The 13,533-nt window shown below is 71.6% G+C and carries 11 protein-coding genes; 6 read left to right on the forward strand and 5 right to left on the reverse strand.

What is annotated here, in order from left to right:
* From L6E12_RS31520 to L6E12_RS31530, 3 genes are all read right to left on the reverse strand, one after another.
* A partial coding sequence (locus L6E12_RS31520) for an extracellular solute-binding protein (RefSeq protein ID WP_236231569.1) occupies positions 1 to 1,142 on the reverse strand: 1,142 nt, incomplete at its 3' end.
* 217 nt (positions 1,143 to 1,359) lie between these two features.
* A complete protein-coding gene (locus L6E12_RS31525; RefSeq protein ID WP_236231570.1) occupies positions 1,360 to 2,298 on the reverse strand; it encodes a beta-propeller fold lactonase family protein in 939 nt (312 codons plus the stop codon).
* Positions 2,299 to 2,430: 132 nt separating this feature from the next.
* On the reverse strand, positions 2,431 to 4,200 hold the full coding sequence (locus L6E12_RS31530; protein WP_236231571.1) for an MFS transporter: 1,770 nt from the start codon (positions 4,198 to 4,200) through the stop codon (positions 2,431 to 2,433).
* Positions 4,201 to 4,321: 121 nt separating this feature from the next.
* Between L6E12_RS31530 and L6E12_RS31535 the strand changes: the two genes are divergently transcribed.
* The gene (locus tag L6E12_RS31535; RefSeq protein ID WP_236231572.1) at positions 4,322 to 4,699 is read left to right on the forward strand and encodes a TIGR03618 family F420-dependent PPOX class oxidoreductase; all 378 of its coding nucleotides are present in this window, start codon (positions 4,322 to 4,324) and stop codon (positions 4,697 to 4,699) included.
* Between the two features lie 5 nt (positions 4,700 to 4,704).
* Here the strand turns inward: L6E12_RS31535 and L6E12_RS34950 are convergent, their stop codons facing one another.
* Entirely contained in the window at positions 4,705 to 5,508 is an 804-nt protein-coding gene (locus tag L6E12_RS34950) for a M10 family metallopeptidase domain-containing protein (RefSeq protein ID WP_255683567.1), read from the reverse strand.
* 201 nt (positions 5,509 to 5,709) lie between these two features.
* Between L6E12_RS34950 and L6E12_RS31545 the strand changes: the two genes are divergently transcribed.
* From L6E12_RS31545 to L6E12_RS31565, 5 genes are all read left to right on the forward strand, one after another.
* Positions 5,710 to 6,444, forward strand: a complete 735-nt coding sequence (locus L6E12_RS31545; protein WP_236231573.1) for a response regulator transcription factor — start codon at positions 5,710 to 5,712, stop codon at positions 6,442 to 6,444.
* A 535-nt stretch (positions 6,445 to 6,979) separates the two neighbouring features.
* Positions 6,980 to 9,472: a nitrate- and nitrite sensing domain-containing protein gene (locus tag L6E12_RS31550; protein ID WP_236231574.1), complete on the forward strand. Its 2,493-nt coding sequence runs from the start codon at positions 6,980 to 6,982 to the stop codon at positions 9,470 to 9,472.
* 80 nt (positions 9,473 to 9,552) lie between these two features.
* On the forward strand, positions 9,553 to 9,993 hold the full coding sequence (locus L6E12_RS31555; protein ID WP_035278738.1) for a roadblock/LC7 domain-containing protein: 441 nt from the start codon (positions 9,553 to 9,555) through the stop codon (positions 9,991 to 9,993).
* A 25-nt stretch (positions 9,994 to 10,018) separates the two neighbouring features.
* Positions 10,019 to 10,390 carry a DUF742 domain-containing protein gene (locus L6E12_RS31560; protein ID WP_308075389.1) on the forward strand — a complete coding sequence of 124 codons (372 nt, stop codon included), beginning with the start codon at positions 10,019 to 10,021 and terminating at the stop codon, positions 10,388 to 10,390.
* Between the two features lie 3 nt (positions 10,391 to 10,393).
* Positions 10,394 to 10,966, forward strand: coding sequence for an ATP/GTP-binding protein (locus L6E12_RS31565; RefSeq protein WP_035278733.1), 573 nt, complete (start codon positions 10,394 to 10,396; stop codon positions 10,964 to 10,966).
* 1,156 nt (positions 10,967 to 12,122) lie between these two features.
* Here the strand turns inward: L6E12_RS31565 and L6E12_RS31570 are convergent.
* A complete protein-coding gene (locus L6E12_RS31570; protein WP_236231575.1) occupies positions 12,123 to 13,493 on the reverse strand; it encodes a tryptophanase in 1,371 nt (456 codons plus the stop codon).
* Between the last annotated feature and the right edge of the window lie 40 nt (positions 13,494 to 13,533).

Below are 13,533 nucleotides of genomic sequence, written 5' to 3' on the forward strand. Positions count from 1 at the left end.
GGGGTGGCCGGGACGGACCGGCCGTTCTTGGACGCCTTGGCCATCGCCGCGTTCACCGGGTCGGCGTCGAGCGCGGAGGTGTCGGAGGAGGTGCCGGGGATCATGCCCGCCTTGGCGAAGTCGGCCTGGTACTTCGCGCTCGCCATGAGCTTGAGGTAGTCCTTGGCCAGGTCCTGGTTCGCGCTCCTGGCCGGGATCGCCAGGTTGGAGCCGCCCTGGAACACCGGGGCGGTCTTGCCCGCGTCCTTCGACGGGATGGGGAACGCCGAGGTCTTCTCGGTCAGCGTGGGGTCGGACTTGGCCGCGGTGGCCACCTCCCACGGCAGGCCGATGAACATGGCGACCTTGCCGCCGCCGTAGATGCCCGCCTGCTCCGGGGTCTGCTCGTCGGCGTCCTTGGGGGCCTTGGTGCCGGATGCCTCGGTGAGCTGCTTGTAGAACTCCAGGCCCGCCTTGGCCTGGGGGGAGTCGAGGGACGCGGTGAACTTGGTGCCGTCCTGCTCGGCGATGTCGCCGCCCTCGTCGTAGATGAACGACAGCAGGCTGTACCAGTTCTGGCCGGGCAGGTAGAGGGCCTGGAAGTCGGGGTCCGAGCCGAAGGTGGCGCGCAGCTTGGCGATGGCGTCGAGCCACTCCTGCCGCGAGGTCGGGGCGGCGGTGATGCCTGCCTTGTCGAACATGTCCTTGCGGTAGAGCACCTCGCGGTTGGCCGCGTAGAACGGGATCGCGTACTGCTTGCCGTCCCAGGAGCCGGAGGCCTTGAGGCTGGCCAGCCACTGGTCACCGCTGAGCGCGCCCGCGTCGGCGGTCAGGTCGGTCAGCACCTCCGCGGCGGCGAACTTCGGCGCCTGGGTGTTGCCGATCTCGATCACGTCCGGCGCGTCGTTGCCGGACAGCGCGGTGGTCAGCTTGTCCTGGATGCCGTTCCACTGCTGGATCTCGTACTTGACGGTCACCCCGGGGTGCGCCGCCTGGAACTCCTTGTGCAGCGCGTCGGTCAGCGTGGTCGGCGCCGACCCGTTCATCAGCCACACCGTCACCGTCCGGGGCCCGGACTGCGCGGCCTGCCCGCTCCCGCCGGAGGAACCGGCGCACCCCGCCAGCGCCAGCGCCACCGTCGCCGCCAAGGCGACCCCACCCACCGCAGATCTCGACCGAACCCTCACGAGCGGCACCCTTCCCGAACAACCACCGAGTGGTTTAGACCATTGCGCCCCAGAGTGGTCGGTGGTTCTCGGGATTGTCAAGACACTTCCGGAAACGTGATGCCCTTGGCCCCTGGTTCGCGTTCCGGGCAGCACCTTCCCAGTTAAGGCCGCGATTCACGGCCTGGCGTCCTTGCCCGGCAAGGATTGACGGTCAGTCGAGGAAGGCGACCATCGACGCACCGCGCACGCGCGTCTCGCCCACCGGCTCCGACAGCAGCCCGGTCGCCGGGTTCCACGGCAGCCGGGTGACCGAGTGCGACCGCTGGTTGGCGACGTACAGGTGCGTTCCGTCCAGGGCGCAGTGGCGGGGCCAGTCGCCGCCCACGGGGACGGCCTGCACGACCTCACGGTGTTCCAGGTCGACGACCGCGACGGTGTTGTCCCCGCGCAGCGTGGCGTAGGCGAAGCGGCCGTCGGGGGACAGGACGATCTCGGCGGGCTGGTTGCCCGCGGGCAGCGGCAGCGTCCAGGCGGGGGTGAAGGTGCCGGTGGCCGCGTCCCAGTCGGCGGCGACCAGCTCGGGGCGCAGCTCGCCGACGATGTGCGCGCGGTCGCCGTGGAAGGCCAGGTGGCGGGGGCCGAGGCCGGGCGGCAGGTCCAGCCGGGCGTGCGCGGTGAGGGTGCCGTCGGTGATCCGGTGGGTGTGCACCGCGTCCGAGCCGAGGTCGACGGAGATCAGCCACCGGCCGGACGGGTCGGGCAGGACCTGGTGGGCGTGGGGCTCGGCGCCCTCGTGGCGCAGCCGGGTGGTGCTCTCGCCGGGGGTGCCGTCGGCGGCGAGGGGGTGCGCGCCGACCGTGCCGTCGAGGTAGTGGGCGACGACCAGGTGCCCGGCGTGGGTGGTGAGGTGGGTGGGCTGGGCGCCCAGGGTGGGGCGGGTGCGGCGGACGGTGAGGTCGGCCGGGTCGAGGGCGGTCACGGTGCCCTCGGGCAGCTCGTTCACCGCGTACAGGGTGCCGCCCGCCAGGTGCAGGAAGGACGGCTCCCGGACCTCGGGCAGCGCGCGGGTGACGGCGAGCGCGCCGTCGTCCAGGACGTCGGCCACGACCAGGCCGTCGCCGTCGATCGTGCCGATCACAGCCGTGCGCATCCGGACCTCCCGGGTCTGGTGGGGTGCGCATGAGAACTACCACGCTCCCGCCGCCCGCGCTGAGAGGCGACCCCGGGACGACCGAGGCGACCGCCCCCGGTGGGGACGGCCGCCTCGGCCGGGTCCGGCGGGTCAGCCCGACCCGCGGGCCGGGGTGCTGGCGGTCAGCTCACCGGCGATCCCGGCCAGCTCCTCGCCCACGGTCTCGTGGTGCCCCTCCGGCTCGGCCCGCCGCTCCTCCACGGCGAACCACGAGGCCACCGCGCCGATCAGGCACGCGACGATGGCGAACACGAACGCCACGGTCAGCCCGTCGGAGAACGGGCCGCTGATCAGGTTCGGGAAGAAGCTGCGGCCGGTGAGGAACGCGCTCTGGTCCGCGGGCAGCGACGACAGCGTCGGCCCGAGGAGCTGCTCGATCGGGTTGTAGCCCAGGAACGCCGCGAACAGCACCGCCACCGCGGGCAGCGCCGCGACCTGGGCGGCCTGCTCGGCCGGGACGCCGTGCGCGGTGAGCCCGGTGGCCATGGCCGAGGGCAGGTTCGTCGACAGCCCGGCGATGATCAGCCCGAAGAACACCCCGATCGACAGGACCATCGCCGAGTTCTGGAACGTGGCCGTCATCCCGGCGCCCACCCCGCGCGCGTTCCCGGGCAGGCTGTTCATCACCGCGGCCCGGTTCGGCGAGGAGAACAGGCCCATGCCCAGGCCGTTCACCAGCAGCAGGGCGGCGAACACCGGGTAGGAGAAGTCCACCGGCAGCAGCGTCAGCGCCAGGAACGTGCCCGCGGTGACCACCAGGCCGACCGTGGCGAACACCCTGGCGCCGTACCTGTCCGACAGCACACCGGAGACCGGCGCCGAGATCAGGAAGCCGACGGTCATCGGCAGCATGTAGATGCCCGCCCACAGCGGCGTCGACTCGAAGCTGTACCCGTGCTGCGGCAGCCAGATCCCCTGCAACCAGATGATCAGGATGAACTGGAGCCCACCGCGACCGAGCGAGGCCATCAGGTTCGCCAGGTTGCCGAAGGAGAAGGCGCGGATCGTGAACAGCGACAGGTCGAACAGCGGGTTGTCGATCCGCGTCTCGATCACCGCGAACACCACCAGCACCAGCGCCCCGCCGATCAGGCCCGCGAGCACCCACGGGTTGCCCCAGCCCATCGCGCTGTCGCCGTGGGGCTGGATGCCGTAGGTGATGGCCACCAGCACCGCGATCAGCCCGACGGCGAAGGTGATGTTGCCCCACCAGTCCATCCGCGCGTGCTTCGGTTCGCCGGTGTCGTGCAGCTTCAGGTACGCCCAGATCGTGCCCAGGACCCCGAACGGCACCGACACCAGGAACACCCAGTGCCAGTTGACCGGCGCCAGCACACCGCCGATGACCAGGCCCAGGAACGACCCGGTGATCGCCGCGACCCCGTTGATGCCCAGCGCCATGCCGCGCTGGTGGGCGGGGAAGGCGTCGGTGAGGATGGCGCTGGAGTTGGCCATCAGGAAGGCGCCGCCGACGCCCTGCACGATCCGCCACGAGATCAGCCACCAGGCGGCGGCGTCGCCGTGCATCCAGGTCGCGGCCAGCAGGATCGACGACAGCGTGAAGATGGCGAAGCCGGTGTTGTACATCCGCGCCCGGCCGTACATGTCGCCCAGCCTGCCGAAGCTCACCACCAGCACGGCGGTGACCACCAGGAACCCCATCATCAGCCACAGCAGGTACCCGGTGTTGCTCGGGTCCAGCGGGTTGATGTCGATCCCCTTGAAGATGTCGGGCAGCGCGATCAGCACGATCGAGGAGTTGATCGTGGCGATGAGCAGCCCGAGCGTCGTGTTCGACAGCGCGACCCACTTGTACCGAGGCCCCAGCTCGGCGAGTGTCCGCGTGCGCCCCTTCGGCACCCTGATACCTCCAGCCTGAGGAAATCTTTAGGTTAGCTACGCTAACTGATTTCGTTGCCCATGCCAACCAGTTTCGCGTTGTCGCCCGTCACACCTGACCGGGTGGGGGTAGGTTGGGCCGGTGGCCCACAGCGACGAATTCCTGGCCTTCTGGGGTGAGCGGCACCTGTGCACGCTCACCACGCTCCGCCCGGACGGCACTCCGCACGTCGTGCCGGTCGGCGTCACGTACGACCCGGAGACGGCCACCGCCCGCGTCATCACCCACGGCGCCTCCCGCAAGGCCCGCAACCTCCGCGACGGCGGCACGGCGGTGGTGTGCCAGGTGGACGGTGCGCGTTGGTCCACTTTGGAGGGACCGGCGGTGGTCCGCGCAGATGCCGGTGCGGTGGCTGACGCGGAGCGGCGGTACGCGCGGCGCTACCGCGAACCGCGTCCGAACCCGGAACGTGTGGTCATCGAGATCCAGGTGACCCGGTACCTGGGGACCTTGCGCTAGGTCGTTCAGTTCTGGGCGGCCAGGGCGGCCAGGCCCGCGTAGTCGCCCGCGCCCAGGGTGCGGCGGCTGGTCTCGCACGGGGGTGAGGCGGGGGTCATGACCTGGTCGGGGCTCGCCGCCTGGTTCACGTGGGCCAGTCCGGCCGTGTGCAGGCGTTCGTGGGTCAGCGTGGTTTCCAGGTCGTAGGCGTTCGCGCAGTTCTCGGGGCGGGTGGTGAACCAGGTGTGGGCGCGGTTGTCGAGCAGGGTGTCGGAGGTGAGCACGAGGCCCTGCTCGGTGGCGAAGGTGCAGGTGTAGGCGAGCACCCCCGGGGGCAGCGCGCCCCAGCTCGTGACCGACTTGCCGTCGTTGCCGGTGCAGCGGCCGTCCGCGCTGATCTGCGCGGTGGCGCCGACCTCGCCGCCGTAGGCGTAGACCGTGGTGAAGGTGGCGGGTTTGCCGCAGCGGTTGACGCCCGTGGCGACGGTGTCGGAGGCGCTGGTGAGGGCGGGCAGCGCGGTGTCGGCGACGGCGGGGGCGGCAGCCCTGCCGTTGTAGTACCAGGTCAGGGTTCCGCTGACCCGCCACCTGTTGAGGGCGTAGGAGTGGTCGGTGCACGCGGTGTCGGTGGTCGAGCGGGGTGCGGCTGCCGGGCCGCCCGCCCTGATGGCGCTCGCGATGACGCGGGTGCCGTCGGCGGTGATCGCGTCCCGGGTCGGGTTGCCGGGGGCCGTGGCTCCGCCCGAGGTGCCCTGGGGGGTGTTGAGCGTGGCCGCCGCGACGACGGCGAGGGTGAGAGCGGCGGTGGTGGCGCGGCTGCTGGTGCGCATGGTGTTCCTCCCCGGGGGCGTTGTCGCCTGCGACAACCCTGCCGGGCCTCGGGTGCGCGACGGGTGCCCGCTCGGTTGCGGGTCGGTTGCGCGTGCCACCTGGTCGGGTGACGTGTCCCGTGCGGACGGTCGGGTGCGGTCGTACTTTGGTCCGGCACGGGCCGGGCGGACGCGGGCCGCCGAGGGAAGTGGGGTGGCCGGGTGGCCCGGATACTGGCCGTCGACGACGAGCCGGGTGTCGAGCGGGTGCTGCGGGGGTTGTTCGACGCCAGTGGGCACGAGTTCGTGTCCACCTCGGACGGGCGGTCCGCGCTGCGGTTGCTCTACCAGGTGCGCCCCGACCTGGTCCTGCTCGGCGTGGAGCTGCCCGGGATGGACGGCTGGTCGGTGCTGGAGCGGGTGCGCGACCTCGCCGACCTGCCGGTGCTGCTGCTCGGCGCGCACGACACCGTCTCGGCCAAGGTGCGCGGCCTGCGTGCGGGCGCCGACGACTACCTGGCCAAGCCGTTCTCCTGCTCGGAGCTGCTGGCCAGGGTGGAGGCGCTGCTGCGCCGCTCGGGCGGCACCGGGGTGGGTGGGGTCGCCGGGGTGTACGACGACGGCCTGGTGCGCGTCGACCACCGGAGCCGGGTGGTGACCGTCGCCGGGCGGGAGGTGGAGCTGACCGCCATCGAGTTCCGGCTGCTCACCACCCTGGTGCGGCACGCGGGGGCGGTCCTGTCGCTCGGGCAGTTGCTCGCGGCGGTCTGGGACGACCCGGCGGGGGTGGGGCCGGACCGGGTGAAGTTCGCGGTGCTGCGGCTGCGCCGCAAGCTCGGGTGGGGCGGGCGGGACTCGCCCATCCTCGCCGTGCGCGGCGTCGGGTACCGCTACCGGGCCGCGCCGGGCCGGGTGCGGGTCCACGGGGTTTCCGGAGTGGTTCCAGAAATGTCCTGAATAGATTCCCTGGGTACCCGACACGCCCGGGTGCGCGTTGCGCGTCGCCCGGGGTGCGCTGCGTTTCGGCCAGCCGGGTGAGCGACCACCCGCGTGTCTCAGGGGTCGGACCGGGTGCTTTCACGGAAGAGTGAACCGGTAGGCTTTGTCCTCGCGCACCGCAGGTGAACACTGGCTCTGAGTAAGATGGATCATGGTTCAGTCCAGCGTTTCACTCGTGAGGGCGATTACCTCATTGGGGGGCGCGCGTACGAATACAGGTGAGAGTCGAGACGCATACCAGATGTGCCGAACCAGACGTGCCGATGCGAGGTGTTGTCCGTGCGATGCGTGCCGCTGACCAGCGTGCCGCCTGCCGGTGCGCGCCCTCGGCGCCACCGCGGCTCACCCCGCCACCGGGCGGACCCGGGCCCACAAGGCACACCGCGGTCCGATCCACCCCCGTGGACCACCCCCACCCGTCCCCGCACGAACCCCTGATCGGGGCGCGGACACGCGCGCAGCCGCGTGCCGCGGCCAGGAACCGTGGAGAGCCGTGAAGCTGAAGAACGGTGCGCCCGCCAAGTCGCCGACGACGATCCGGTCCCGCCTGACCGGTGTCGTCGTCGTGCCCAGCGTCATCCTGCTGGTGATGTGGGCGGTGTTCTCGTCCTACACCGTCTTCGACGGCATCTACCTCAAGGCCGTGACCAGCGGTGTCAAGGACGCCTCGATCCCGGCGATCAACACCTTCGCCGCGCTGCAGCGCGAGCGGCAGCTCACCATGACCGCGCTGAGCGCCCCCGGCACCAACGACGGCCCCCTCGCCGCGCAGCAGCAGACCACCGACCGGGCGATCCAGGAACTGGACACCGCCCTCGCCGCCCTCACCACCAGCGCCCCCGCCGAGGTCAACGAGAAGGTCACCGCCCTCAACCAGGCCCTCGACCCGCTGCAGCAGCGCCGCGCGCAGGTCGAGGCGGGCCGGGCCACGCAGGTGGAGATCTACGACTACTACAACAGCGTCCTCGACGCCGGTGCCGACCTGTTCGACACCCAGGCGCGCATCGTCCCCGACGCCGTCGTCGTGCAGGCCGGACTGACCGCGACCGACTTCTTCCGCTCCGCGGACCGCATGTCCCGGGCCTCCTCGCTGGCCTCCGCCGCCATCGCCGCCCGCGGGTTCACCGCCGAGCAGCACGTCGACTTCGCCACCCTGGTCGGCTCCTACCGGGCCACCATGGCGACCGCCGTGCCCAACGCGACCGACGGCGTCCGGGACTCCTACCGCAAGCTCACCGGCTCCGACGCCTGGACGCGGCTGACCGCCGCCGAGGACGCCATGATCGGCCTGGTGCCCACCGACCGCGTCTCCGGCCGCGACGCCGACGAGGCGGTGCCGCCGATCACCGCCGGGGACTGGGAGGCGCTGAGCAGCGACACCTCCGAGCAGATCCTCAACCTGGCCAGGCAGCAGGCCACCAACGGTGTCGACCTGGGCCTGCAACGCGCCGACGACAAGTTCTTCGAGGTCATCGTCGGCTCGCTGATCGCCCTGCTCGCGGTGGTCACCGGCATCGTGCTCGCCGTCCGCATCTCCCGCAGGCTGGTCAACAAGGCCCTGGTCACCCGGCTCGACGAACTTAAGAACGACTCCCTGAAGCTGGCCCACGAACGGCTGCCCAGCATCGTCGACCGGCTGCGGCAGGGCGAGCGGGTCGACGTCGGCGCCGAGGTCCCCCCGCTGGACTACGGCACCGACGAGATCGGGCAGGTGGCCGACGCGTTCAACGCCGCCCAGTACACCGCCATCGCCGCCGCGGTGAAGGAGAGCCAGGCCCGCGAGGGCGTCAACCGCGTCTTCCTCGGCATCGCCCACCGCCACCAGGGCCTGGTCCACCGCCAGCTCAAGATCCTCGACAAGATGGAGCGCGAGGAGGAGAACCCCGAGCACCTCGACGCGCTGTTCCAGCTCGACCACCTCGCCACCCGCGCCCGCCGCAACGCCGAGAACCTGATCATCCTCGCCGGTGAGCAGCCCGGTCGCCAGTGGCGCAAGCCGGTGCGCCTGCTCGACATCCTGCGCGCCGCCGTCGCCGAGACCGAGCAGTACGTCCGCGTCCGCGTCCGCCAGGTGCCCGACGTCGCCCTGCAGGGCGTGGCCGTCGCCGACACCATCCACCTGGTCGCCGAACTGGTCGACAACGCCGCGTCGTTCTCCCCGCCCCGCTCCCAGGTCGAGGTCTACACCTCCCAGGTCTCCGGCGGAGTCGTCGTCGAGATCGAGGACCACGGCCTGGGCATGACCGCCGAGGACCGCGAGCAGGCCAACCAGATGCTCGCCCACCCGCCCGAGTTCGACGCCATGGCGCTGCGCGGGGAATCCCGCCTGGGCCTGTTCGTCGTCGCCCGGCTGGCCGCGCGCCGGGCCATCCGCGTCGAGTTGCGCGAGTCGCCCTACGGCGGCACCGTCGCACTGGTGTTCATCCCGTCGGAGATCGTCGCCGAGAACGTCGACTTCGTGCCCGAGTCCGACACCCCCAGCCCCCGGCCGCGCAAGCAGCTCGACCGGCTGCCGGAGGAGGGCGGCGGCACCGCCGTCGCGCTGGACACCGCCGTGGAGACCGTGGACTCGCCCTACCGGGGCGGGATCGACAAGTTCTGGTCCGACGCCCTGGGCGAGGACGGGGGATCGATCACCACCGCCGACCCCGACGCCGCCCAGTGGCCCCTCACCGATGAGGAAGCGCCGGAGACCCCGCACGCGGACGCGCTCCCGGTCGAGAACGGAGTTGGGCAGTCGCACACGCAGAACGGGCACTCGCGGTCGGAGGGCGAACGCCCACTGCTGCCGCGGCGCAAACGACAGCAGAACCTCGCCCCCCAGCTCCGCGACGAGCCGCTGATCCCGGACTGGGAGGCCGACCCGCTGCCGCAGGCCGGGGAGCACACCGCCGAACGGGTGCGCAACACGATGTCGGCATTCCAGCGCGGCACCCGGGACGCCCGGCGTGCCGAGGACGCCGACGAGGACCGGACCGGGCAGTGACGCACCGGTGCCGTGGGTGACCACGGGTAAGTGATGATCATGTCGAAGTGTTGTGTGACAACGGGGAAGGACAGCACACGGTGAACGACAAGATCGGCCAGGACCAGCAGCTGAACTGGCTTTTGGACGACCTCGTCCGCAGGGTGGTGGGCATCCGCCACTCGGTCGTGCTCTCCGCGGACGGACTGCTGCTCGGGCGCTCCGCAGAGCTGTCCAAGGACGACTCTGAGCACCTCTCGGCCATGGCCTCGGCCTTCCAGAGCCTGGCCAGGGGCACCGGCAGGCAGTTCAACGGCGGCCAGGTGCGCCAGACCATCGTCGAGATGGACCACGCGTTCCTGTTCGTCACCGCCGCGGGCCGCGGCGCCTGCCTGGCCGTCCTCGGTGAGGAGGACGCCGACGTCGGCATGATCGCCTACGAGATGAACATGCTGGTCAAGCGGGTCGGCGCCCACCTGGCCTCGGCACCGCGCGGCGGGGCCGCCGCCCCGGTCGCGGTCCCCGGCAGGCGCCCGTCATGACGGCCGCCCCGGCGGTGGCGCCGTGGTGACCGGCGACCAGGACTGGTGGTTCGACGAGGCGGCGGGCCCACTGGTGCGCCCGTACGCGATGACCAGGGGCCGCACCCGCCCCAACGCCCCGAACCTCAACCTGGTGACCCAGATCAGGGCCTCGCGCTCCCCGTCGGACACCTCCGCGCTGAGCCCCGAGCACCTGCAGATCATCGAGGTCTGCACGGTGCCGCTGTCGGTGGCCGAGGTCGCCGCCTACCTCAACGTGCCGTTGGTGGTGGTGAAGGTCCTCATCAGCGACCTGATCGAACGCGGTGACGTCCTCGCGGGGGCGATGTTCCAGACCACGGAGATCACCGACACGAAGCTCCTGCAGGCGGTACTCGATGGCATTCGGAGGATCTGACAGGTGAGCGACACGCTGGTGATCCCCACCTCGGTCAAGATCGTGGTGGCGGGCGGCTTCGGCGTCGGCAAGACCACGATGGTGAACTCGGTGAGCGAGATCCCGCCCCTGCGGACCGAGGAGGTCCTGACCGAGGCCAGCGTCGGCGTCGACGACATGCGCCTCATCGAGGGCAAGGAGACCACCACGGTCGCCCTCGACTTCGGCCGCATCACCATCAACCCGCAGGTGGTCCTGTACCTCTTCGGCACCCCCGGGCAGAACCGCTTCTGGTTCATGTGGGACGAACTCGCCCACGGCGCCCTCGGCGCCATCGTCCTGGTCGACACCCGCAGGCTGGACTCGAGCTTCCCCTCGATCGACTTCTTCGAGCGCAGGCACATCCCCTTCATCGTCGCCGTCAACGGCTTCGAGGGCTCCTGGGACCACACGGTCGAAGAGGTCCGCCAAGCCCTCGACATCGACCCCTCGGTCCCGGTCGTCCGCTGCGACGCCCGCGAACGGGAGTCGAGCAAGGAGGTCCTGGTGCGGCTCGTGCAGTACACGATGGACCAGCTCGCACGCGCCTCTGCCTGACCCGCTCCCGGGCGCGAGCCCGGTACCATGGGGCCCGCCCACGATGTTCTGCGCCGGGGTGGTGGCGGGAGACCACAGGTGTTCTCCCGCCCAGCGTGAGTTGTCCACAGGCATTCGGTCGGAAGCCGTGGATTGTCGGTGCTCGCGGGTAAGCTTGAGTCGGAATGGCGCGCGGGGGGCGAGGACGGCCACGGGGGTGGTGGCAGTGGCGGCTCGCAGACGTTGTCGTACCCCACGTCCATGCCGCCCTGCCCGGTCACGGCCACACCACCGCGGGCGAGCAGACCACGCCTGACCCGGACCTCGCCGCCACGCCCGCCTGAGCGGCCCCTGCTGCCGAGCGCACGGTGGCGAGGTGTGCGGACGCGCGCGGCCTGCGGGAGCTGAGCCCGCCCTCCGGTGGTCGGTCGGCGCCTGCATCGAGCGGCTCGCGATGTCGAGCCGCTCCGATCGAGCGGCTCCGCGATGTCGAGCCCGGCCCGGCAGTCGAGCAGCGCCCGCGCCGCCGCCCGTCCCGTACCCGACTCTCGTCCACACGCTGACCGCGTGGACCGCTCTCGGCCTGCCGCCGCCACCCGTCCACGGGGTCACCCGTCCACGGGGTGGCGGCGGTGCGCTCGCGGGCGTGGTGCGACTCGTCGTGGGCCACCCCGACGGCACCGCGTCCGCGCCTCTGGGCAGGTTCGGGGGATGGGGCAGGTCCGGGGGGTTCGGCCGGACAGGGGCACCTGCCACCCGCACCGCGTGGAACCCCCGCCGCATGATGCGGAGCCCGCGCCACCGGCAGAACCCTCGCCGGTGGCGAGCCCCGCCACATCGTGCCGATCCTGCGCCGGTGGCGGAGCCCCGCCGCGTCGTGCTGATCCTGCGCCGGTGGCGGAGCCCCGCCGCGTCGTGCCGATCCGCTACCGGTGGTGGCAGGACTTCCGCCGATGTGCGGAAATCCTGCCGCCGTGCGACATGGAACCCTGCCGCTGCCGGGCTGCGCCTCCTCTGCGCTGCGCGCGGAGCCTGCCCCGTCCGGGGCGTGGCGACGGGGTGCGGTGTCGCCGCCGATCGCGGCGAGGTTCGCCCGCCCCGCCCGGCTCGGTCCCGCCTCGGGAACAGGCCCGCCCCCTGGGGCGGGTCCGCTCCGCACGGGCAGGCCCGCCCCGGGTCAGTCCCGGACCGGCTCGACCCGGCAGTTGAAGTGCCGCAGCAGCGGCGGGGACTCCACCACCCGGTAGCCGGGGACCGCCGTCGGGTCCTTGGCGATCTCGCCCAGGACCTCCGCCACGTACTCCAGGTGGCTCTGGGTGTAGACGCGCCGGGGGATGGCCAGGCGGACGAGTTCGTACGGGGCCGCCTTGACCAGGTTGCCCTCGGCGTCTTCCTCGCCGAGGTAGAGGGAGCCGAGTTCGGCGCAGCGGATGCCGCCCGCGAGGTACAGCTCGGTGGCCAGGGCGTGGCCGGGGAAGCGGTGCGGGGGCAGGTGGGACAGGAGCCGTCCGGCGTTGAGGTAGAGGGCGTGGATGCCCGCGGGTTCGACGATGGAGACGCCGACCGTGTTGATGAGTTCGCCGAGGTAGCGGGTGGCGTCTTCGCGGGAGCGCAGGTAGTCGGGTTCGACGACCTCCTCCATCCCCGTGGCCAGCATCTCCAGGTCCCGGCCCGCCAGGCCGCCGTAGGTGCGGAAGCCCTCGGTGGCGGTGAGGACCAGTTCGCACTGCTTGGCCAGGGCCTCGTCGCGGACGGCGAGGAAGGCGCCCATGTGGGCGATGGCGTCCTTCTTGAGGCTGGCGACCGCGCCGTCGGCCAGGTCGAACGCGGCTCGGGCGACTTCGTGCGGGGTCTTGTCGGCCCAGCCCTCCTCGCGCTGGATGACCAGCCAGGCGTTCTCGGCGAAGCGGGCGGCGTCGAGGAAGCAGGGGACGCCGTGGGCGCGGCAGAGTTCGGTGGCGGCGGCGAGGTTGGCCATGGAGACCGGTTGGCCGCCGCCGCCGTTGTTGGTGACCGTCATGATCACCTGGCCGACCGGGTCGGGGCCCGCGAGCGCGGCTTCGAGGGCGGCGAGGTCGATGTTTCCCTTGAACGGGTCGCGGCTGTCGAGGTTCTTGGCCTCCGCGCACGGCAGGTCGACGGCGGTGCCGCCGGAGAGCTGGACGTTGGCCCTGGTGGTGTCGAAGTGGGTGTTGCTGATCGACAGGTCGCCCGGCTTGAGGACGGCGCCGAAGAGGATCCGCTCCGCGGCCCGGCCCTGGTGCACCGGCATGATGTGCGGGTAGCCGGTCAGGTTCTCCACGACCGTGCGGAAGCGGAAGAACGACCGCGCCCCGGCGTAGGTCTCGTCGCCCACCATGCCTGCTGCCTGCTGTGCCGAGGAAAGGGCGTTGGTGCCCGAGTCGCTGAGCAGGTCGATGGTGATTTCGTCGGCCCGCAGATTGAACGGGTTGTAGCCCGCCCTGGCCATTGCCGCCTCGCGCTCGGCCCGGGTCAGAATGGGGATGGGCTCGACGACCTTGATGCGGTACGGCTCCATCAGCGGCATCGGCGGTTACTTCCTTTTCGTTTGTCGCGTGGGTTCGTGA

Source organism: Actinokineospora sp. PR83, assembly GCF_021056305.1.
Classification (GTDB): domain Bacteria; phylum Actinomycetota; class Actinomycetes; order Mycobacteriales; family Pseudonocardiaceae; genus Actinokineospora; species Actinokineospora spheciospongiae.

What these genes read in the sequence shown, in the direction of transcription:
- L6E12_RS34950 (WP_255683567.1), bottom strand. Translation starts at nt 5,508, where the DNA reads ATGCGCACCAGCAGCCGCGCCACCACCGCCGCTCTCACCCTCGCCGTC.
- L6E12_RS31570 (WP_236231575.1), bottom strand. Translation starts at nt 13,493, where the DNA reads ATGCCGCTGATGGAGCCGTACCGCATCAAGGTCGTCGAGCCCATCCCC.
- L6E12_RS31525 (WP_236231570.1), bottom strand. Translation starts at nt 2,298, where the DNA reads ATGCGCACGGCTGTGATCGGCACGATCGACGGCGACGGCCTGGTCGTG.